Here is a 20,955-nt window from a genome sequence, read left to right as displayed (position 1 = left end):
TCGTCGTCCGGCAAGCTGTGTCAGGGCTGCGAGTTTCCTGGCAACGAGCTGAAGATCAGCCCGACCGTTTTCACCCGAATGAGCCCCTTGTTGCTTTTCGAGCAAGCCCTACGTTCAAGCCATGGCCACAAGTACTCCATCTACCGCATACAGCCGGGACCTGGGCGACGAACTGCGCAAGCTCAGGGAGACCTGCATCAACCTGACGGGCGCAGCATTCGCCGTCCGGCTCGGCTGGGATCCCAGCAAAGTCTCGACCTTGGAGAACGGCAAGTACCGTCCGAGCGAGATCGACCTGCTGCAGTACCTCTCGATGCTCGGCAAGGACATCGACTTCTTCGAGGACTTCAAGCGCCGCTACCGCTGCGCCTTCGAGGAGTACATCGTCCAGGTGCCGGACAACCTGCGGACACTTGCGATGGCCGAGGCGACCGCCACGACGATCACGAGCTACGACGTGCAGGCAGTGCCGGGTCTCATTCAGACCCCGGAGTACGCCGACGGGATCTACCGCCTCACCGGTTTCGTCCCGGAAGAGCGAATCCCCACAGTGGTCCAGTTCCGGATCGATCGGCAGGCGATCCTGAAGCGGCACGATCGGCCGGCTTGCTTGTTCTACATCCATGAACATGCCCTGCAGATGCAGGTCGGCAGCCAACAGATCATGGAAGACCAGTACGCGGCGCTGCTGTTCAACGCGAACAGGATCCGCATCGTGCCTGCCGGTGTCTCGGTCGCGTGGACCAGTTGCGTGCTGTGGGAATACGAAAAGGCGATGCCCATCGCCTTCACGTCGACCGACCTGGCGAAGGTGTTCGTGCAGGATCCGGGCGTCATCGCGCGCACCCGGTTGCTGTTCGACCGTTTGGCTGAAGTCGCCTTGGATGAGGAACAATCGCGGAGCAAGCTGGCGGAGTACGTCGGCCGACCGCGAGAGGACTTCAATGGCCCAGGAACGCGCATGGCGTAAGAGCAGCTACAGCGGAGGTACCGAGGACGACAACTGCGTCGAGGTGTCTCTGTCCGGTGACGCGCTCGTCCGGGACTCGAAGAGCCCCTCCGGAGGCGTCCTGACCTTCAGCTTCACCGCTTGGGAAAATTTCCTCGAATCTCGTTGAACCGCTGCCCGTCTCAGCACGTGTTCCCGCCGACGAACGGGAACGAGGGGGATGGGCCATGGCTGACGAGAAGACGGTGTTGATCGGCCGCTGCGGCCCGACGGTGATGCTGCCGAAGCAGGGCAGCAAGATCGTTCCGCTGCGCAGGTCCACCCCGCTGCGGGTGGACGTGGCGGGCGGCGGCCCGGTCGGCCTCGCCTTCGCGTGCACCATCAAGTCGCTGCTGGGCGACCAGGTGTCGGTCCGCATCCACGACCGCCGCTGGATGCGCCAGGGCGACCGCGTCGTGTGGCGCGGCCAGTCCGAGGGCAACAACCGGCGCGAGCAGGTCGTGACGCTGCAGAGCAACGTCTGGGCCGCCCTGCCGTCCGCCGTGCAACAGCGCCTCTTCACACCCGGCAAGTTCTCCGAGATGTGGCCGCTCGGCCCGGACTCGCCGGCGTCCAAGGGCCGTCCGCGCAACATCAAGATCCGCTGGATCGAGGACTGCCTCCTCGACATGGCGCAGGACGTCTACGGCATCGAGGTGGTCCCCGCCGCCTACACCCCGCCCACGAAGTTCGACGGCCTGCACGTCCTGGCCATCGCGGACGGCGCCCGTTCCGCCACCCGCGACGCGTTCTCGTCCCAGTTCGGCACCCCGAGCCGCGAACTGTTCTCAGTGGACGGTTCGCCACTCGACGAGCGCGTCCTCGGCATCCGCGTCACCGCCAAGGCCCCCGACGAGCACACCGTCCCGCTCACCGTGGCGCAGAACAGGTTCCTCTTCAACTCGCTCGGCGGCGGCTTCATCAACATGCGCCTGACCGCCGAGGAGGCGTCCGAGATCGTCGCGCTGGGCGAGAGCGGCCCGGTCTCGTGCATCGGCAAGTTCGGCTGCGCCATGCGCCCTGCTCCTGGTGGCCGCTTCGTCTGCGACCGCCACCGCGCGGTCTTCAAGCCGTCCGTCGACAAGCTTTCCTACCTGTGGCCCCGAATCCTCGATGGCCTGCGCTTCTTCGGCGTGGGCGTGGCGGACGTGGTCGGCATCAACTCGTTCACGCTCGGCATGCAGCAGATGTCGAAGTTCACCGCCCAGCTGGCACCCGACACGTTCGGCTTCCTGCTCGGCGACGCCGCCAACTCCCTGCACTTCTGGCCGGGCCGAGGCCTCAACACGGGTCTGAAGAGCGCCCTCTCACTGGCCGTGAACCTCCAGAAGCGCTGGCGCGGCAAGTCTTTCCGCGCCGCCGACTTCGCCCAGCACGAGGGCATCATGCAGCAACTCCAGTACCGCGAGAAGTCCCGAGCCTGGACCACCATGCTCATGCCGGACTCCGAAGGCACCCCGCGCGGCATCGAGGACCGAATCCGCGAGGGCCTCCAGGGCCCCTACGACCGCGCCGCCCTCGTGAAGACGCTGTTCGAGCGCGTCCTCGACATCAAGAAGCGCATGGGCGACCGCATGGGCTCGCTGGCCACCGACGAGTGGTACTACGGCCGCGTCAACGCCCTCGACACCCGCACGCTGAAGGTCATGGTGGAGTCGGGCGCGTGGATCACCCGCGAGATCGGCGGCGAGGAGGTCGAGATCCCGTCAGCCGAGGTCAAGGCTCCCGAACCCGCCCGGCGCCTTTCTCTTGTTTCGTAGATGGCGTTCGATGCCATTTAGTTGACAATTCCTGGTCAATTATAATTGCGTCGCGTGGCGCGAAAGTTCCCGCTACCGCCAGACGGACGAGCCTGATACTTTGTCACCTCCTCGTGATCGTGTGCAGGGGACAATCTCATGAATCTCGTCTGGATTTTCATTCTGGTCGTCGCGGTAATTCTGGTAGTTGGAGGTGTGAGATACCGGCGTGCGCGCTGGCACAAGTTGAGGCGCACGCAGGCACCGCCGACGCCGGTTCTTGAGGAGGCCCCTCGCGCAGAGCCTCAGGCCAAGCCCGCGATGGATCCTGATCCGGAACCCAGGCCGGAGCCGCAGCCCAAGAGGAGCCGGTCGTGGGACGACCGGCCCGAGCCGGAGCGGCCGTCGCTGGATCGACCCGACCCGGACTCGATCCCGGCCGACCCGCTCTGGAGGGGGCGGCGGTCCGAACGGCGACCGGTGTTGAACCGGCATGAGCCGGAGTTGAACTGGTATGAGGTGCAGCGACTGGGCGATGCGTACCGGCCCACGACCGTCTGTCCTCCTCAGGCCGAGGCCCCGGCCACTGCGCGCCGTGAGGCACGTGAGGCGAGCCCTGACAACGATCGGCACGAGTTTCGCCAGCAAGTGTCCAGCAGGCTTCGAGTGGAGCTGGGCTCCCCAGACGCGACGCCGGCCACGACCAGAGCAGAGAGCCGCGTGGTCGGGGTCGTCGGCAAGGTCGGCAACTGGCCCTCGATGGACCTCCCGCTCGCCGACAAGCAGCACCCACTACCCCGCAGCGGCCTGTTCGTGCGCCGCAACAACGCGTTCGGCACCAAGGCAACACTGGGCATCAAGGACCTGATCGAGCAGGGCGTCCTGATCGACCAGACGCAGATCAGGTTCGACGACTTCGTCGCCTCGAACTCGTCCGGCATTCCCACGCCCTCCGTCGGTAACGCCATCGCGGTGAGCTACGGTGCGTGTCCCGCCGAGGAGAACTTCCGCGCGAACGAAAACACGACTCACTTCGTGGAAGTCGCGTTGCGATCCGCGAAGACGGCCGAGGGTAATACGTCCAGGCAGGCGATGCCGGTGAACTTCGTGTTCGTCGTCGACACGAGCTCGTCCATGGCAGGCGAGAAACTTGCAACGGTGAAGACGGCGATTCGCGAGCTGTATGCGCAACTTCGGGATACGGACATCCTGGGCATCGTGTCGTTCGACACGAACGTCAGAACGCTTCTCAAGGCCACACCGAAGAAAGACCTTTCGGAGGCGCAACTCGCCACGGTCGTGGCGGATCTGAGGGCGAAGGGCGCCACCGACATCAACATGGGCGTGCAGTACGGCATCGACGAGATCGCCAGGTACGCGCACGTCCAGACGGACATCGTCAACTGCCTCTACCTGTTCTCCGACGGTGATCCGACGTCGGGTGTGCGTGACTGGATCACCATTCGCCGCAACATCGCGGAGAAGACGCGCGGCGAGCTGACGTTGTCGTGCTTTGGGTTCGGCACGGACGCGCGCATGCGTGAGCTGGAAGCGCTGGCGGGCATCACGGGTGGGTCCTGCGCCCTGGTCAACGACGCGGAAGACCTCCGGCTCAACCTCGCGGAGGATCTGGCGAGGCGCGAGCACCTCGCCGCGATCAACATCCAGCTGCAGATCAAGCTGGACGCCACCGTGACCGCCTGGCACCTCTACGGCCACGACCTGATCACCGACGCGCCGACGCGGGCCCGTGTCGAACGGGACGTCGCCGTCGCCAAACACCGGGCGCGCGACGAGTACGGCGTCGAGTCGCTGCCCGACCTGATCACCGACGACGACGGCATCCGCATCTTCGCTCCGGACCTGGCCTACGACGAGACGTACTGGGTCGTCCTGGAGGTGCAGGCGCCCGCGGACTGGACAGGATTCGGCACGGCGACCGTCCAGTACGTCGACGCGCTGGCAAGGGACAACCGCCGGCACGTCCTGCAACTGGGCGTCGATACGTCGATCGCCCCCGAGACCGTGTTCGCGCACGCGGTCGGGCTGTGGACGAGCGAGATCACCTTCTACGCACTCGACGACCTCTACCAGAACGACAGGGAGACGGCGAGCAGCCGTCTGGAGGGGCACGTGAACACGTTGCTGCAGGCCCACTCCCGGGCACCGTCCGCGCAGTTCGGCGACGACCGGGTGACGTTCATGAAGCTGATCAGCCTGACCAAGAACCTCGGCCTGCTCCGGGCGTGGAGTGACAGCGGGAACCAGGCGTTCACCGAGTACGCGCTGAACAGGTTCGGACAGACCAGATCCGGGTTCGCGCGCAACAGGTTCAGCTAGCCAGGTACACCCAGGCGTCCGCACCCGAACCGAGCCGCACGAGCGCTCGCCGGTAGTCGTCGACCTCGTAGATGTCGGCCGCGGCGAGCTCCGCGGTCGTCACTTCGAGCATGGTCCCGGCAGTCGTGTCCGCCAGGTCTCCCGTGTGCCGGACGATCGGGTGCCTGTCCGTCCCACTGACCTCGATCACGGCGGGATCGGTGATCGTCACCCAGTCCTGCCGGTATCCGGGCAACACGTCCTCCTTGCCGACCAGCGTCCGCCCGAAGTGCTCGATCTGCACCGACGGCGTCTGCAACGTCCCGTACGAGAACAGGTTCACCACCGCCTCGGCCGGACCACCGATCTGCCGCAATGCGGGGTTGGCAACGTCGGAGTTGCCCACCACGACGGAGGCCCGCCCAGCCGGCCCGACCTCCTCCAGGTACCGGCGGCTAGCAGCGTGATACCGCTGGTCAAAGGCCCGCTCGGCCTTCTCCGGTCCGCCCAGCAACTCCGCGTCACGACGAGTCCCACGTTCCCGCGCCACTTCAAATGGCGTGTCCACGAAGATGACCTCGTCCCACTCCAACTCCCGCTGCAGAAAGCTCCCGTCCACCACCAGCACGAGGTCCGCAGTAGCAACCACGGGCGGCTCGTCGACAACCACGTCCGAGCGCAGATCGATGATCCGCTCTCGATACCGAAGATCCCCGCCCGGCCCGAGCGGCTCCAGCACCAGCCGCCGGAACGACGCGAAGTCGTAGGCATCCAGGTAGTACCCGTCAGCCGAGTCCCGCCCCAGCCGATGCCGAACAGCACGAGGGTTGTGGAACCCATCCATCGACAGGTGCGCCGCCGAACGCCCACGAGCGGCAACGGCAGCCGTCAGCTCCCGAGCCAAAGTCGTCTTGCCCGACGCCGTGATCCCGTCCACCGCCACCCGCACCGGATGCCCGAGCCGCAGCGAACACAGGTGATCGGCGATCCGGCCCAGCACGCGCTCCCGTGGAGTGATCATGCGACCAACCCTACAAACTCAGTCCTCGTCGACCTCGCGCCGAGACAGCCGCACTTCCTCCACGTCGAGCTTCCGCTGGATCGTGCGCAACACGATGTCGTCGATCGCGGCCTCATCGCGCAGCCGCACCACGGTCGCCCGCTTGTGCGCGATCAGTTCCAGCCGCAGCGTCGCGTACTCGACCTCCGACTGAGCTACCTCCTCGTCACCGGCCTCGCGAGCCCGCACGACCTCCAGGTGGTGTTCGTACTCGGCCAGCACCCGCTTGTAGACGACGTCGGAGACCCCGACCTTGTCCGCCAGTCGCGGCAGCGCTTCGTACGCCTCCTCGGACGCCGTCGACTGGGCGAGTCGCAGCTCCTCGTCCAGCGCCGTGTCCTCGGGCAGCTGCGAGAAACGGATGATCGAGGGCAGCAGCACCGCCTGCACGATCAGCGTCAGCACGACGACGCCGGAGGTGATGAGGATGATCTCGTCGCGGAACGGGAACGGCCCGCCACCCACCACCGTCTCGGGCACGGCCAGGGCGGCGGCCAGCGACACCGCGCCGCGGAACCCGGCGGCCGACGACACCAGCCTTTGCCGGGCTCCCACGCGCCGCAACCGTTGCTGGGGGCGGCGATCCAAAGCACGGATCACGTACGGAGTCGTGTAGCTCCACAACAACCGCGTGCCGGCCACGGTCAGTGAGACCAGCCCGATGGCGGCGAACGTCGCGAGGGTCTCCGAGCCGTCCAACGAGCGGATGGCACTGTGCGCCTGGAGTCCGATCAGGACGAACAGGGCACCGTTCAGCACGAACGTCGCGATGCCCCAGAACGCGTAGCTCACCTGGCGCGTGTCGGCACGCACGATCCGGGGGCCGACCCGCGCGAGCGCCAGGCCGCACGTCACCACGGCGATCACGCCAGAGCCGTGCACCGTCTCGGCGGCCAGGAACGCCGCGAACGGCGTCAGGATGCTGACCACGCTCTCGTGCAACGGGCTGTCGAGCCGCTTGCGCACCTGCACCGCGAGCCACGCCACCAGCAACCCGGCCACCGCGCCGCCCGCGTACGACAGCAGCAACTGCAGGCCGACGCGTCCGGTGCTGAACTCCTGTTCCCCGATGGTGATCGAGATCGCGATCGCGTAGATCACGAGAGCCGTGCCGTCGTTGATCAACGACTCCGCGCGCAGGATCGTCGTGGTGCGGCGCGGCATGCCCCGCGCGATGGCCGAGACGGCGGTCGCGTCGGTGGGGGCCAAAGCGGCTCCGAGCACCCACGCGGGACCCCAGTCGAGGCCGAGCGCGTGGGCGACGGCGGCGACCGCCGCGGCGGTCGCGAGGACGAGCAGCGTGCTGAGCAGCACGATCGGGCGCAGGTTGCTGCGGATCTCCCGCAACGACGTGTTGAGGCTCTCCCAGTACAGCAACGCCGGCAGGAAGATCAGCAGCATCGCCTCCGGCGGCAGGCTGACCTCTTCCAGGGCGGGCACGAAGCCGAGCACGGCACCGCAGACGACCAGCAGGACCGGGGCGGCCACGCGCAACCGTCCCGACACGACACTGCTCGCCAGGATGCACACGCCCAGCACCACTACGAGTTCGAGACCGAGCATGCGCTAAAAGATAGGCGGCTCAGGCGCTGAGCGCGTCATCCAATTCAGCCAGCAGGCGGCCCTTGGGGCGCGCTCCCACGATCTGACGGATCGGCACGCCGTCGCGGAACAGCAGCATCGTGGGCAGCGACATGACCTGGTAGTCGCGGGCGGTGGCGGTGTTCTCGTCGGCGTTGATCTTGAGCACGGTCAGGTCGTCGCGCTCGCGGTCGATCTCGTCCAGCACGGGGGAGAGCATGTGGCACGGCCCGCACCACTGCGCCCAGAACTCCACGAGAACGGTGCCGGTCCGGGTCTTGTCGGCGAACGTGGCGTCGGTCAGCTGCACTGGATCTCCTCGGGTACGAGACACGGGTCCTGGAAGGCGAGTCTGGCCAGCAGGAACTCCCGGACGGTGCCCAGCCGGTCCAGGCAGGCGTCCACCTCGGCGAGCTTGCGTCGGTACACCTCCCGCGAGTCCGGGCACGAGTCACCGGACTCGTGCCCCGCGCGCAGGCAGGCGACGAACGGCCGGGTGTCCTCCAGGGACAGTCCGACCGCCTGCAGCGACTGGATCTCGCGAACCAGCCGCAGGTCGTGCTCGCCGTACTCGCGGTAGCCGTTGGGCGTGCGCTGCGCTTCGAGAAGCCCCTCGGACTCGTAGAAGCGCAGCGCACGGGTGGTGGTGCCGGCTCGCTTGGCCAGTTCGCCGATCCTCATGAAGGGAACGCTAAACCTTGACGCGCACGTCAAGGCAACCCTTTCTCAGTCCGCGACCAGGCCGGCCGCCGACCACTGCCGGCGGATCAGCCACTGGCCCGCGGCGATGCCGGTGCCGCCGTGCTCGGGGTGCAGGAGGTAGACAGGAGCGGTGTTCTCGACGACGGCCAGGTCCCGGCCCGTGGACCAGCGGCAGGTGCCGGGGTCCGCGACGAGGACGTGCGGGTTGCCGCCGTTCAGGCCGGCGATGAGGTGGACGCCCTCGGGAGGCACGTCGCGGTCCGGGACGTCGTCCGGCGGCGAGTCGAGCATCGCGAACGGGATGACGATCAGGTCGCCCTGGGCCTGCAGGCCGTCGACGACGGGGATGGTGGACTGTCGCTCGAGGTGGTCGAGCGCGTCGACGCTGGTGCGGCCGACGAGTTCTGCGAGATTCATGTGTGTTTTAGGTGCGTCGTAGGAGTTGGGCGTACTGGTCGGCCCGCAACCCGTAGGTCGTGGCCGCGGCGTCGAGCGGGTCGCGCTGCCAGCGGTGCGTCCGCAGGCCGTAGCGGCGCCGGGTGCCGTCGCGCTCGACCGAGCCGTTGACCACGAGCAGCAGGTTGACCTGGCCCCACAGGTCGTAGAGGCGCAGGTCGTGGCCGGGGTTACCGGGGTCGGGCGCGGTGGCGATCAACGGCGTCGTGGCCTGTTCGACGTAGGTCTCCCAGCCGAGACGTTCGGCGGCGGCGAAACGCAGCTCCAGACGGCGTTCGGTCATGATCCGGACGACGTCCGGCTCTTCGATCACCCACCTCGGCACGGTGGTTCCGTGCCACACGTAGGCGTGCGTGCCGTCGGCGAACGCAATGGCAGGGCCTTTGTCGTTGTGCAGCAACGAGTTCGCGTCCACGTGCACCGCCGTAGGGCGATCGGACATCACGCAGACTTCCTCGCGCGGCCACCACCACCCGGTCGACCGGGTGAGAGTCACCCAGACGTCGAGCAGCTCCAGGTCAGGCGCGTGAACGCCCGCCTGCCAGTCGGCCTCGTGCTGGCCTGCCCAGCCGATGCCGAGCGAGCCCGGCATCGTGGAGTTGATCGCGGGAATCAGGCCGTCGCGGACGATTCGGCGCAGGTCAGCGGCCAGGCGGCTCGGGGCTCCCTGCCAGTCACCGCGTTGCCGCAGACACTGGCGCAGGTCCGAGACCAGCGCGGCGATCTGCGCCTCGACGGTCTGCCAGTTGTCGTGGTAGCGGAAGATCTCCTTGGCGGGCAACACAGTCGCCGCCCAGGCGGGGGAACGCACCCAGGCGAACTCCGGTGGTGGCCTGCCGGTGGCCGCGTACAGCAGTGCCACGGCCTCTTCGGCCGCCGGACGATCAGCGGGTGCGGTGCTCAGCGCGTGGGCGAGCCAGTCTTCGCGGAGCGGGGAACGATCGGAGGAGCGGGCCTCAAGCCCGCTCGGTGCGCTCACAGCGCGAGGGCGCGCACGCCCTTTCGAGTCGTCATGCGGAAGATCGTGACACCAACCCGCCGCGAACCGCAACCCCGAAAAATATTCCCGCTTCGGCCGGGAGTCCCACCCAGTGGCCGCCCCGGCACGAGCCCCTTCCGCGCGCACAGAATGCGGGTAAACGACGAGAGGGGGACCGGTGGGCTCACGACTGCACCTGGCCGCTGCGCTCCACGCGACCGGCGAAGAGGCTTTCACCGCAAGGCATTGGGCCGGACTCGTGCGCGAGGCCGAGCACGGCACGCTCGACTTCGTCACGTTCGGCGACTCGCTCGGCGGGCAGCCGGGACTGGACGCGGTGCTCACCGCCGCGCGCATCGCACCACTGACCACGCACGTCGGCCTCGTGCCGACGGCGGTGGTGACGCACACCGAGCCGTTCCACCTGTCGAAGGCGATCGCGACGCTCGACTACGTGAGCGGGGGACGGGCGGGCGTTCAGCTGGCCGTCGCTCACGATCCCGCTGACGCCAAGCACTTCGGGCGTCGTTCGGTCGGTGCCGAGCCCGAGTTGTGGGAGGAGGCCGCGGACTACGCGGAGGTCCTGCGCCGGTTGTGGGACAGCTGGGAGGACGACGCGGAGATCCGCGACGAGGCCACCGGGCGGTTCATCGACCGCGAGAAGCTGCACTACATCGACTTCGAGGGCCGGTGGTTCAAGGTGCGCGGGCCGTCGATCACGCCGCGTCCGCCGCAGGGGCACCCGCTGATCGCGGCCGCGCAACCGTTGGGGGACATCGTGTTCTCCGACGAAGTCTCGGCTACCGACAGGCTCGTGTTCCGAGATGTCGACATGTCCACCCCGATCGACCAGCTGATCGCCTGGCACTCCGAGGGATTCGCCGGCTTCCGCCTGCACGGCGATCTTCAGCAGATCACCCGTGAGCTCGTGCCCGAACTGCGGCGGCGCGGCCTGTTCCGCACCGAGTACGAGCACAGGACGTTGCGCGGCCACCTCGGCCTCGCCCGGCCCGCCAACCAGTTCGCCTAGAAGGAGCGCGAGATGACCAAGCAGATCCACCTCGCCGCGCACTTCCCCGGCGTGAACAACACGACCGTCTGGAGCGATCCGCAGGCGGGCAGCCACATCGAGTTCGAGTCGTTCGTCCACTTGGCACAGACGGCCGAACGGGCGAAGTTCGACTTCTTCTTCCTCGCCGAAGGGCTGCGGCTGCGCGAGCAGGGCGGCGAGATCTACGACCTGGACGTCGTCGGCCGGCCCGACACGTTCACCGTGCTCGCCGCGCTGGCCGCCGTCACCGAGAAGCTCGGGCTCGCCGGCACGATCAACTCCACGTTCAACGAACCCTACGAGGTGGCCCGGCAGTTCGCCTCGCTCGACCACCTGTCGGACGGGCGCGCCGCCTGGAACGTCGTGACCTCGTGGGACGCGTTCACTGGCGAGAACTTCCGGCGCGGTGGTTTTCTCGCCCAGGAAGACCGGTACACCCGCGCGGAGTCGTTCCTGCGCACGGCGTGGAAGTTGTTCGACACCGGGGTGGGCCGGTTCGAGCACACCGACGAGCACTTCGACATCAGCGGCACCTTCGGTGTTCCTCGCTCGCCGCAGGGCCGTCCGGTGATCCTGCAGGCAGGCGACTCCGAGGAAGGCCGCGAGTTCGCCGCTGCCACCGCCGACGCGATCTTCTCGCGGCACGGCACGTTAGAGGCGGGCCAGAAGTTCTACAGCGACGTGAAAGGCAGGCTGGCCAAGTACGGCCGCACGCACGACCAGCTCGTGGTGTTGCCCGCGGCCACGTTCATCCTCGGCGACACCGACGCGGACGCCCAGGAGAAGGCCGCGGTCGTGCGGCGCCGGCAGGTCAGCGGCGCGACCGCGATCCGGTTCCTGGAGCAGGTGTGGAACCGGGACCTGAGCCGCTACGACCCGGACGGTCCTCTGCCCGACGTCGAGCCGTTGACCGGCGAGAACACCATCGCGAAGGGCCGGGCGAGCGTGCGGATGTTCAAGGACCCGGCCGCGACCGTGCAGGAGTGGCGCGACAAGGCCGCGGCCAAGAACCTGTCGATCCGCGACCTCGTGATCGACGTGAGCGCCCGGCAGACGTTCATCGGCTCGGCGGACAGCGTCGCCACGCAGATCAACGACCTGGTGCAGCAGGACGCGGCCGACGGGTTCATCCTCGTGCCGCACGTGACGCCGGGCGGGCTCGACGAGTTCGCGGACACCGTCGTGCCGTTGCTGCAGGAGCGCGGCGTTTTCCGCGCTGACTACACAGGTCCGACGTTGAGGGATCATCTCGGTATCCGATAGTTGTTCAGCACGTGGACGTCCTTGCCCGGCCGGTTCATCGAAACCTAACGTGAGCGTCGTTGAGTGAGTGCTCTCCTCAAGAGCGCAGGGAAGGGAGGACAGGATGAACGGCGCCGCCGCGTTGATCCTGTCCTCCCGCTGTCGCATCGACTGTTGTACGAGCTGACTCCGCCCGCTCGTCTCACGTTCCCCGCCGCAGCAAGGACTTGCCATGACCTCTTCCGGCACGCTGACGCTTGTGTCCACAAAGGACGATGATCTTTCCGCTTTACCGGTCGTGCCGGCGCGCCACCCGTGGCGCTGGGTCGGGGTGGCGTTCGTGCTGGTGCTCGCCGCGCAGTTCGTGCACGGCCTGGTCACGAACCCCGCCTGGGACTGGCCGACGTTCGCGCGGTACTTCACCGCCCAGTCGATCCTGACCGCCGTCGGCACCACCATCGTGCTGACCGTGCTCGGCACCGTGCTGGGCTTCGCGCTCGGCATCGTGGTCGCGGTGCTGCGGCTCTCGAAGAGCCCGTTCCTCTCGGCGGTGGGCTGGACCTACATCTGGGCGTTCCGGTCGATCCCGCTCATCGTGCAGCTGCTGTTCTGGTTCAACATCTCCTATCTGTACCAACGGCTTTCGCTCGGCGTCCCGTTCGGGCCGGAGTTCGTCAGCTTCGAGACCATCTCGCTGATCAGCCCGATGGGCGCGGCCGTGCTCGGTCTGGCGTTGCACCAGGCGGCTTACGCGGCGGAGATCGTCCGGTCCGGCGTGATCTCCGTCGACCGCGGGCAGCTGGAGGCGGCGGCCGCGCTCGGCATCCCGAGGTTCCGGCAGTTCCGCAGAATCGTGCTGCCCCAGGCGATGCGGTCGATCCTGCCCAACGCAGCCAACGAGGTGATCAGCCTGTTCAAGGGCACGTCGGTCGTCTCGGTGATGGCGATCGGTGAGCTCTTCTACCAGGTGCAGGTCATCTACGGCCGCAACGCGCGGGTCGTGGCGCTGCTGATGGTCGCGACCGTCTGGTACATCATCCTGACCACTCTGCTCTCGATCGGCCAGCACTACGTCGAGCGCTACTTCGCGCGAGGAGACCGCCGGTGATCGAGGTTCTGGGCGTGCACAAGAGCTTCGGTTCGCTGGAAGTGCTGCGCGGAGTGTCGCTGAACGTCGCGGCCGGTGAGGTCGTGGTGGTGCTCGGGCCGTCCGGCTCCGGCAAGTCGACGTTGCTGCGCACGATCAACCACCTGGAGAAGGTCGACCGCGGGTTCATCACCATCGACGGCGCCCTGATCGGTTATCAGCGGCGCGGCGGGAAGCTCCACGAGCTCAAGGAACGCGAGATCCTCAAGCAGCGCAAGGACATCGGGTTCGTCTTCCAGAACTTCAACCTGTTCCCGCACCTCACCGCGTTGGAGAACATCGCGGAGGTGGCCGACCCGGTGCAGGCGCGGCACTTCCTGGAACGGGTCGGGCTGGTGGACAAGGCGGACGCGTATCCCCGGCAGCTCTCCGGCGGTCAGCAGCAACGCGTCGCGATCGCGCGAGCCCTGGCCACGCGACCGAAGGTCGTGCTGTTCGACGAACCGACGTCGGCGCTGGACCCGGAACTGGTCGGCGAGGTGCTCGACGTGCTGCGCGACCTCGCCCGTTCCGGCACCACGATGGTCGTGGTCACGCACGAGATCGGCTTCGCCCGCGAGGTGGCCGACCGGATCGTGTTCATGGACGACGGCGTGATCGTCGAAGAGGGAACACCGGACGAGGTGCTCGATCACCCGGTCCACGAGCGCACCCGCGCTTTCCTGTCCAAGGTTCTGTAGAAGGAGTTCGTTGTGCGCAAAGTACTTCTCGCCGCGTTGGTGTTCGGTCTGGCTGCCTGCGGCACCGCCGGCGGTGAAGAGCCCACCGAGGTCGCGGGTCTGAGCGTGAACCTCGGTCCGGACCAGAAGCGGATCACCGCAGCCAAGGACGACAAGATCGCGTCGAAGGTGCCGGAGAAGTTCAGAACCAAGGGGGAGCTGACGATCGGCGGATCCGCCGGCACAGCACCACCACTGCGGTTCTACGCCACCGACGACAAGACCGTGATCGGCGTCGAGACCGATATCGCGTCGCTGGTCGCCGACGTGCTGGGGCTCAAGCCCAAGCTCGAGGTGTCGTCGTGGGAGAACCTGTTCGTCGGCCTGGACAGCGGCGCCTACGACCTGGGCCTGTCGAACATCACCGTGACCGAGGCGCGCAAGGAGAAGTACGACTTCGCCACCTACCGGCTCGACACGCTGGCGTTCGAGGCGAAGAAGGGCGGCACCTGGAAGGTGAAGGAGCCCAGGGACGTGGCGGGCAAGGTGATCGCCGTGACGTCGGGCACGAACCAGGAGAAGATCCTGGTCGACTGGAGCACGCAGAACGTCGCGGCGGGCCTGAAAGCCACTGACATCAAGTACTTCCAGAACTCGTCGGACTACTACCTCGCGCTGCAGTCCGGTCGCATCGACGCCTACCTGGGGCCGAACCCGACCTCCGCCTACCACGCGGCGACGTCCGGGCAGACCGAGGTGATCGGCAACTTCTCCGGTGGCGCCACCGTTCAGGGCAAGATCGCCGTGACCACGAAGAAGGACAGCGGGCTCGTGACCCCGGTCCAGGAGGCGCTGAACCAGTTGATCGCCAACGGCAAGTACGCCGAGGTGCTGAAGCGCTGGGGCCTGTCCGACGAGGCCGTGCCGACGTCCGAGGTCAACCCGCAGGGTCTGCCGAAGAGCTGATCAGGGAGGTGCGTCATGAGGTTCAGCATCACCATCGACACCGACGACGAGGACACCGCGCTGCGGCTGCTCGGCGCGTTGAACGACGTAGGCCTGATGCCCGCGGCCCAGGCGGCTGTCGAAGCAGTGGACGTCCGGATCCTGCCCGACACGCGGCAGGTGTTCGTGCACGACGCACTCGTCGAGACGACGCGGCTGGAGTTCGAGCTGCTGCTGCACCTGTGCGAGCACACCGACCGGGTGCATCGCCGCCGTGACCTGCTGGCGACGGTCTGGGGCGTCAACGACGACTACAGCGGCGCCCGCACGGTCGACGTGCACGTGCGGCGGATCCGGCAGAAACTCGGTGACGCGTCGGACGTGATCCAGACCGTGCGCGGCGTCGGGTACCTGGTCGCGTCGAGCAGCCGGGTCCGGGTGGAGCGCTCGCCGAACGTCGTGCGGCTGGCGGACCGGCGCGCCGGATGACCGACGAGGTCCACTGGACTCGTCCGGACGCTCCCGAGGTCGCCGGGATGATGGCGGAGCTGTTGCACGAGTACGTGAGCAGGTACGGGCAGGCGGCTCGGGAGCGGATGGAACGGTTCCCGGACTCCACGCTGACGCCGCCTGATGGTGGGCTGATGGTGTTGCTGAGGAACGGAACCGCCGTGGCAGGCGGCGCGTTTCGGCGGTACGACGAGCAGACCGCGGAGCTCAAGCGGATCTGGACCCACTCGTCGTACCGCCGCCAGGGTCTGGCACGGAGAGTGCTGGACGTCCTGCGAGACGAGACGTCTCGTCTCGGCTACCGGCGCCTCTACCTGACCACCGGTCCTCGCCAGCCCGAGGCGCGCGCTCTGTACCTGGCGGCGGGCTTCACGCCGTTGTTCGACGTGACGGTCCCGCCGGCCGGGCCGCTGCCGTTCGAGAAGGCTCTGCTCGTCAGGACGTGACGGGGTGGAAGGCCTTGAGCCAGTCCTCCATCACCTCGGCGGTGAGGTGGGCGTCCTCCTTCACCATCGCCATGTGATCGGTGGCCACGAGCCGAATGTCGTCCGCGGGCACCGAGACGTCCTGGTTCGTGGTCACCAGATCCGTGCCCCTGACCTCGTTCGCGCACCGGACCAGCAGTTTCGGCACCGTCGTGTGGACGCCGGTGTCGATGATGCGCGGGAACCAGTGCGCCATCGCGGACAGCCGTGCGCTGTTCATGTTGACCGCCGGGGAGTCCATCGTGTTGAAGTAGTTGCTGGTGACGGACTCGAAGTCCATGCCCTCGCGGTTGTCGTAGTTGAGGCTCAGCGTGTCGAGCATGATCACGCCGTCCGGTTTGATGCCCCACGTCTCCTCGATGACACCCGCCGCGAGGTAGGCGAGAGTGCCGCCGGAGGAGTGGCCGACGAGCACGAACGGGTCGCCGTCACTCGCGTGCAGCACCGCCTCGGCCACCCATCGGTTGACCGCGGCGGCGTCCTTCGGCAGTGGTTCCCCAGCACCGAACCCGACCAGCGGGAGCGCGCTGACCTGCCGTTTTCCTCGCAGGTGAGCCGCGAGCCGCGCGTACATGTGCACGCCTGCCGTCGCGCCGGGTGCGCTGATGCAGATGAGCTTGGGCAGCTTCGGCCCGTCCGCGAGCGTGACGGCCTCGGGCAGGTCGTCGAGTTCGGCGGGGGAGGAGAACATCGGGCGCAGGTTCGCGACGCCCTTGAGCATCTGCAGGCCGGCGGCGACGTTGTTGTTGCTAACCGCCTCCATGAAGAGCCCGAACACCGTGTCCTCGGCTGCCACCTCGACGCCGTTGCTCGTGCTTCCTCCACTGTGGAGGGTGCCGAGCTCGGTGACGAGGTGCTGGGCCAGGTTCGCCGGCGTCTTGTGGTCGAAGACGACACTTCCGGCGAGCTTGAGGCTGAGGAGTTCGTTGAGCTGGTTGCGCAGTTCGACGGCGATGAGGCTGTCGAAGCCGAGTTCGAGGAAGTCCTTCTGCGGGTCGACGGCGCTCGGGTCGGGGTGGCCTAGGAGCGCCGCGCTGGTGCCGGTGACGAGGTCGCGGACCATCTCCTCGCGTTCCGCCTGTGGGGCGTTGCGGAGTCGGTCCAGCACCGTGACGGCGGCCTTCTCCTGCGGTTGTTCGCTGTTGCCTCCCAGGAGTTTGGAGACCGGGCCTCGCTGGGCGGCGACGTGGATCGGGACCAGCAGGGGTTTGCGGTGCGCGAGTGCGGCGTCGAACAGCGCGAGGCCCTGCTCGACGGCCAGCGGCGGCATGCCCGACCGTTGCATCCGGTCCATCGCGGCCTGGCTGAGCCCGGCCGTCATGCCGGAGTCCTGCGCCCACGGTCCCCAGGCGAGGCTGATGGTGTTCTCGGTGTTCTGGGCGAGGGCGTCGAGGTAGGAGTTGGCGGCGGCGTAGTTGCCCTGCCCCGCCGCACCCATCACGCCGGAGACCGAGCTGTAGAGGACGAGCGGGACGTCCGTGGCGTTGCGCAGGTGCCAGGCCGCGTCGACCTTGGGCGTGAGGACGTTCGTGACGCTCTCCGGCGTGAGCGCGTCGATCAGCGCGTCCTCCAGCACGCCCGCCGTGTGAATGATGGCCTGCAACGGTTTCTGTGCGGCACTGAGGAGACTGGTGACGTCGTCGGCCTTCGAGACGTCGGCCGCCGCGATCGTGACCGTCGCGCCTTGTGCTTCGAGCTCCTGGCGCAGTTCGGCGGCCTTGGGCGACTCCTCGCCGCGACGGCTGGCGAGGAGCAGATGTTTGACCTTGTGACTGGTGACGAGGTGTTTCGCCAGCTCGGCGCCGAGCCCGCCGGTGCCGCCGGTGATCAGGACGGTCTTGTCCTGGTCCCACTCGTGCACGTCTTCGGTCTTCTGAGCTTCTTGAAGCCTCGGCACGGTCGTCTGTCCATTGCGGACCTTCACGTGCGGCTCGTCCCACGCCACCAGCTTGGGCAGCAACGCGCCGGACACGTCCAGCCCGTCGGTGTCGAACAGCAGGAACCTGCCGGGGTTCTCCATCTGCGCGCTGCGCACGAGCCCTGCCGTGGCGGCCGCGGTGACGTCGTTCTCTCCGCTGACGAACACGATGTGCGCGCTGTAGTCGTTGGCCTCTTGGAGGATCGCGAGAACGCGTTGCGTCTGTGCGTGGGTAGTTGCTGGTGTTCCGTCACCGCTGACCGCCACGATGAACACGTCAGGCTTGGTGCTCTTTGCGGCTTCGGCGAGGGTCTCCCCGTACCCGGTGACGGTCTGCCCGGCGCTGTAGAGCACGTGCGCGAGGTCGAACTCGTCCCCGCCGATGATCGCCCACCGGGCCGCCGCGATGGGACTCGCGGTGACCGTGGCGTCGACCCAGTGCAACTCGTGCAGCGCGGGCTGTGATTTGGCCGGTCCGCTCGGTGCGGTGCCGCCCTTGGGCCAGAACCGCTGCGTGTCGAACGGGTAGGTGGGCAGCGCGATCTTGTTGCCGCGCGGGAAGAACTTCCGCCAGTGGACGTTCGCGCCGCTGACGTAGAGCTTGGCGAGCGCGGTGAGGACCGCCGCCGGTTCGGGCTTGTCCTTGCGCAGCGTCGGAATGCAGCCGTCGACGAGTGCGCTGAGCACGCCGGTCGGGCCGATCTCGACGAACGTGGCCTCGCCGATCTTCTGGATGTTCTCGGTGAAGCGGACCGTGTCGCGGACGTGGCTGACCCAGTAGTCGACGGTCGTGACGTCGCCGCTGGTGTGGATGGGGATGCGCGGCTTGGTGAGCGTGATGTGTTCGATGGCGTTGCGGAAGTCGTCGAGCATCGGCTCCATCAGCGGGGAGTGGAACGCGTGGCTGACCCTGAGCTGCTTGTGCTCCCAGTTCTGCGCGATCACCTCCGCCTTTTCACCGGCGATGACGATGTCGTTGGGGCCGTTGATGGCGGCGATGTCGACCTGTGCCGTGAGGTGCTTCCTGACTTCCGCTTCCGTCGCCTTGACGGCGAACATCGCGCCGTTCTGCGGGAGGGCCTGCATCAGGCGTGCGCGCTCTTGGACCAGTGTGGCGGCGTCTTCGAGGCTGAGGACGCCCGCGACGTGTGCTGCCGCGATCTCGCCGATGGAATGGCCGGCGACGTGGTCGGGCTTGAAGCCGTAGCTCTCCAGGAGGCGGTACAGCGCTACCTGCAGGGCGAACAGGGCCGGCTGGGTGGTGCCGGTCTGGTTGAGCGCTTCCTCGTTCGTGCCCCACATGGCGTCGTCGAGATCGACGTCGAGGTGCTGGGCGACGTTGTCGAACGCGGTGCGGAAGGTGTCGGAGGTTTCGTAGAGGTCCTTGCCCATGCCGAGGCGTTGGGCGCCTTGGCCGCTGAAGAGGGCGGCCACCGGTTTGCGCTGGGTCTGGCCGCTCGCGAGGGTGATGCCGTTCAGGAGGACGGCGCGGTGCTCGAAGCCGGTGCTGCGGGTGGTGAGGAGGGAGTGGCCGAGGTCTGCGGGCTCCGCACCGTTCTTGATGAGGGCACGGACTTGCGTGGCCCGCGCTTCCAGGGCGCTCGCCGACTTCGCCGACACGACCAGCGGTGCCTCGTCTGCCGGCGTGGAGGTCGCGCCGAAGCCGAACGGGCACCCCGCGCCTTGTCCGCTGTCGGCCGCCGCGGCCTGCCCGCCGTTCGGAATCGATCCCGATTGGCCGGCCCCGTGGGGGGAACCGCCCCCCATCCCAATCATCTCAGGCAGGTCTGACAATTCCTGAGCGCTCGGGGCTTCCTCGATGATCACGTGTGCGTTCGTCCCCGACACGCCGAACGACGAGATCCCCGCCCGCCGCGGCTGCTCCCCGCGCGGCCACGGCTCGGCCTCCGTCAGCAGCGCGATGTTGCCCGCCGCCCAGTCCACGTGCGACGACGGCGCGCTCACGTGCAGCGTCCGGGGGAGCGTCTCGCGCCGCAACGCCATCACCATCTTGATCACGCCCGCCACCCCCGCGGCCGCCTGCGTGTGCCCGATGTTCGACTTCACCGCGCCCAGTCGCAGCGGCTCGGCCCGTTCGGCGCCGTAGGTCGCGAGCAGCGCCTGCGCCTCGATCGGGTCGCCCAGCACGGTCCCGGTGCCGTGCGCCTCGACCGCGCCCACCTCGTCGGCCGCCAGCCCCGCCGAAGCCAGCGCCGCCTGGATCACCCGGCGTTGCGAGGGACCGTTCGGTGCGGAGAGGCCGTTCGACGCGCCATCCTGGTTGACGGCGCTGCCCACCACCACGGCGAGCACGGGGTGTCCATTGCGCTGTGCGTCCGAGAGCCTCTCCACCAACAACACGCCAACACCCTCGGACCAACCGGTCCCGTCGGCGTCATCGGAGAAGGCCTTGCAACGCCCGGAAACCGCGAGGCCGCCCTGACGCGTGAAGCCGGCGAAGTTCGACGCCGTCGCCATGACCGTGACGCCACCCGCGACCGCGAGCGAGCACTCGCCGTTGCGCAGCGCAGCAGCAGCGAGGTGCAACCCGACGAGAGAAGAAGAACACGCCGTGTCGATGGTGACGGCAGGACCCTCGAAGCCGAACGTGTACGAGATACGGCCCGAGATGACGCTTGCGGCCGTGCCCATTCCGGCGTGGCCCTCGACGTCCTCCTCCGAGGCGATCAGCACGTGTCCGTAGTCCTGGCCGTTCGTGCCGACGAACACGCCCGTCTCGCTGCCACGCAGCGATGCCGGGTCGATGCCCGCACGTTCGATGGCCTCCCACGTCGTCTGCAGCAGCAGCCGTTGCTGAGGGTCCATCGCGAGAGCCTCTCGCGGTGAGATGCCGAAGAAGCCGGGATCGAACTCGGCCGCGTCGTAGAGGAATCCGCCCTGCAACGTCGCGGAGTCCCCGCCCGCCAGCGTTCCCAGGTCCCAGCCGCGATCGGTCGGGAACCCGGTGATCGCGTCACGGCCCTCCGAGACCAGGTCCCACAGGTCCTCGGCGGAGCGCACGTCGCCGGGGAAGCGGCAGGCGATGCCGACGATCGCGATCGGTTCGTGGCGCCCGGACTCGACCTCCTCCAGACGTTGACGCGTCTCGTGCAGGTCAGCCGTGACCCACTTCAGGTACTCAACGAGCTTCTCTTCGTTCGGCATCGCCGGAAA

The 20,955-nt window shown here is 67.8% G+C and carries 17 protein-coding genes and 1 pseudogene; 11 read left to right on the top strand and 7 right to left on the bottom strand.

The window, feature by feature from the left end; genetic code table 11:
- Positions 1–121 precede the first annotated feature (121 nt).
- From OG205_RS14315 to OG205_RS14300, 4 genes are all read left to right on the top strand, one after another.
- Positions 122–970: a helix-turn-helix domain-containing protein gene (locus tag OG205_RS14315; protein ID WP_330276723.1), complete on the top strand. Its 849-nt coding sequence runs from the start codon at positions 122–124 to the stop codon at positions 968–970.
- Positions 885–1,118: a DUF397 domain-containing protein gene (locus OG205_RS14310; protein WP_442916779.1), complete on the top strand. Its 234-nt coding sequence runs from the start codon at positions 885–887 to the stop codon at positions 1,116–1,118. The genes OG205_RS14315 and OG205_RS14310 overlap by 86 nt, the downstream gene beginning before the upstream one ends.
- 58 nt (positions 1,119–1,176) lie before the next feature.
- Positions 1,177–2,748, top strand: coding sequence for a hypothetical protein (locus tag OG205_RS14305; RefSeq protein ID WP_330276721.1), 1,572 nt, complete (start codon positions 1,177–1,179; stop codon positions 2,746–2,748).
- A 699-nt stretch (positions 2,749–3,447) separates the two neighbouring features.
- Complete coding sequence (locus OG205_RS14300) at positions 3,448–5,067, top strand: VWA domain-containing protein (RefSeq protein WP_330276720.1); 1,620 nt, start codon at positions 3,448–3,450, stop codon at positions 5,065–5,067.
- Here OG205_RS14300 and OG205_RS14295 read toward each other — a convergent pair.
- Genes OG205_RS14295 through OG205_RS14270 form a run of 6 tightly spaced genes read right to left on the bottom strand, consistent with a single transcriptional unit; the run spans position 5,060 to position 9,824 of the window.
- Positions 5,060–6,067: a gamma-glutamylcyclotransferase gene (locus tag OG205_RS14295; RefSeq protein WP_330276719.1), complete on the bottom strand. Its 1,008-nt coding sequence runs from the start codon at positions 6,065–6,067 to the stop codon at positions 5,060–5,062. The two genes, OG205_RS14300 and OG205_RS14295, sit on opposite strands and share 8 nt — an antisense overlap.
- 18 nt (positions 6,068–6,085) lie before the next feature.
- The gene (locus OG205_RS14290; RefSeq protein ID WP_330276718.1) at positions 6,086–7,669 is read right to left on the bottom strand and encodes a Na+/H+ antiporter; all 1,584 of its coding nucleotides are present in this window, start codon (positions 7,667–7,669) and stop codon (positions 6,086–6,088) included.
- Positions 7,670–7,688: 19 nt separating this feature from the next.
- Positions 7,689–7,997: a thioredoxin gene (gene trxA, locus OG205_RS14285; protein ID WP_319979757.1), complete on the bottom strand. Its 309-nt coding sequence runs from the start codon at positions 7,995–7,997 to the stop codon at positions 7,689–7,691.
- A complete protein-coding gene (locus OG205_RS14280; protein WP_093602030.1) occupies positions 7,988–8,368 on the bottom strand; it encodes a MerR family transcriptional regulator in 381 nt (126 codons plus the stop codon). The genes trxA and OG205_RS14280 overlap by 10 nt, the downstream gene beginning before the upstream one ends.
- Positions 8,369–8,413: 45 nt before the next feature.
- A complete protein-coding gene (locus tag OG205_RS14275) occupies positions 8,414–8,806 on the bottom strand; it encodes a hypothetical protein (RefSeq protein ID WP_330276717.1) in 393 nt (130 codons plus the stop codon).
- Between the two features lie 7 nt (positions 8,807–8,813).
- Positions 8,814–9,824 (bottom strand): DUF6745 domain-containing protein, encoded by a 1,011-nt coding sequence (locus tag OG205_RS14270; RefSeq protein ID WP_330276716.1) that lies wholly within the window; start codon positions 9,822–9,824, stop codon positions 8,814–8,816.
- 178 nt (positions 9,825–10,002) lie between these two features.
- Between OG205_RS14270 and OG205_RS14265 the strand changes: the two genes are divergently transcribed.
- The 7 genes from OG205_RS14265 to OG205_RS14235 all read left to right on the top strand — a co-directional run bounded on the left by OG205_RS14265 (position 10,003) and on the right by OG205_RS14235 (position 15,824).
- Positions 10,003–10,854 (top strand): LLM class flavin-dependent oxidoreductase, encoded by an 852-nt coding sequence (locus OG205_RS14265; protein WP_330276715.1) that lies wholly within the window; start codon positions 10,003–10,005, stop codon positions 10,852–10,854.
- Between the two features lie 12 nt (positions 10,855–10,866).
- The gene (locus OG205_RS14260) at positions 10,867–12,138 is read left to right on the top strand and encodes an LLM class flavin-dependent oxidoreductase (RefSeq protein WP_330276714.1); all 1,272 of its coding nucleotides are present in this window, start codon (positions 10,867–10,869) and stop codon (positions 12,136–12,138) included.
- Positions 12,139–12,349: 211 nt separating this feature from the next.
- On the top strand, positions 12,350–13,225 hold the full coding sequence (locus OG205_RS14255) for an amino acid ABC transporter permease (RefSeq protein ID WP_330276713.1): 876 nt from the start codon (positions 12,350–12,352) through the stop codon (positions 13,223–13,225).
- Entirely contained in the window at positions 13,222–13,944 is a 723-nt protein-coding gene (locus tag OG205_RS14250; protein WP_330276712.1) for an amino acid ABC transporter ATP-binding protein, read from the top strand. The genes OG205_RS14255 and OG205_RS14250 overlap by 4 nt, the downstream gene beginning before the upstream one ends.
- A 12-nt stretch (positions 13,945–13,956) precedes the next feature.
- Complete coding sequence (locus OG205_RS14245; protein ID WP_330276711.1) at positions 13,957–14,889, top strand: ABC transporter substrate-binding protein; 933 nt, start codon at positions 13,957–13,959, stop codon at positions 14,887–14,889.
- Positions 14,890–14,904: 15 nt separating this feature from the next.
- Positions 14,905–15,357, top strand: coding sequence for a winged helix-turn-helix domain-containing protein (locus OG205_RS14240; RefSeq protein ID WP_330276710.1), 453 nt, complete (start codon positions 14,905–14,907; stop codon positions 15,355–15,357).
- A complete protein-coding gene (locus OG205_RS14235; RefSeq protein WP_330276709.1) occupies positions 15,354–15,824 on the top strand; it encodes a GNAT family N-acetyltransferase in 471 nt (156 codons plus the stop codon). The genes OG205_RS14240 and OG205_RS14235 overlap by 4 nt, the downstream gene beginning before the upstream one ends.
- Here OG205_RS14235 and OG205_RS14230 read toward each other — a convergent pair.
- Positions 15,814–20,946, bottom strand: a pseudogene (locus OG205_RS14230) (type I polyketide synthase); the annotation flags it as partial. The gene OG205_RS14235 and the pseudogene OG205_RS14230 overlap by 11 nt on opposite strands.
- Positions 20,947–20,955 lie beyond the last annotated feature (9 nt).

It is taken from the genome of Lentzea sp. NBC_00516, from assembly GCF_036346835.1.
Lineage (GTDB): Bacteria > Actinomycetota > Actinomycetes > Mycobacteriales > Pseudonocardiaceae > Lentzea > Lentzea sokolovensis.
Note: the sequence above shows the minus strand (reverse complement) of the source record. Positions and strands in the feature narration are given on the sequence as shown.

What these genes read in the sequence shown, in the direction of transcription:
- OG205_RS14310 (WP_442916779.1), top strand. Translation starts at nt 885, where the DNA reads ATGAGGAACAATCGCGGAGCAAGCTGGCGGAGTACGTCGGCCGACCGC.
- OG205_RS14275 (WP_330276717.1), bottom strand. Translation starts at nt 8,806, where the DNA reads ATGAATCTCGCAGAACTCGTCGGCCGCACCAGCGTCGACGCGCTCGAC.
- OG205_RS14305 (WP_330276721.1), top strand. Translation starts at nt 1,177, where the DNA reads ATGGCTGACGAGAAGACGGTGTTGATCGGCCGCTGCGGCCCGACGGTG.
- OG205_RS14280 (WP_093602030.1), bottom strand. Translation starts at nt 8,368, where the DNA reads ATGAGGATCGGCGAACTGGCCAAGCGAGCCGGCACCACCACCCGTGCG.
- OG205_RS14235 (WP_330276709.1), top strand. Translation starts at nt 15,354, where the DNA reads ATGACCGACGAGGTCCACTGGACTCGTCCGGACGCTCCCGAGGTCGCC.
- OG205_RS14295 (WP_330276719.1), bottom strand. Translation starts at nt 6,067, where the DNA reads ATGATCACTCCACGGGAGCGCGTGCTGGGCCGGATCGCCGATCACCTG.
- OG205_RS14255 (WP_330276713.1), top strand. Translation starts at nt 12,350, where the DNA reads ATGACCTCTTCCGGCACGCTGACGCTTGTGTCCACAAAGGACGATGAT.
- OG205_RS14240 (WP_330276710.1), top strand. Translation starts at nt 14,905, where the DNA reads ATGAGGTTCAGCATCACCATCGACACCGACGACGAGGACACCGCGCTG.
- OG205_RS14290 (WP_330276718.1), bottom strand. Translation starts at nt 7,669, where the DNA reads ATGCTCGGTCTCGAACTCGTAGTGGTGCTGGGCGTGTGCATCCTGGCG.
- OG205_RS14315 (WP_330276723.1), top strand. Translation starts at nt 122, where the DNA reads ATGGCCACAAGTACTCCATCTACCGCATACAGCCGGGACCTGGGCGAC.
- OG205_RS14260 (WP_330276714.1), top strand. Translation starts at nt 10,867, where the DNA reads ATGACCAAGCAGATCCACCTCGCCGCGCACTTCCCCGGCGTGAACAAC.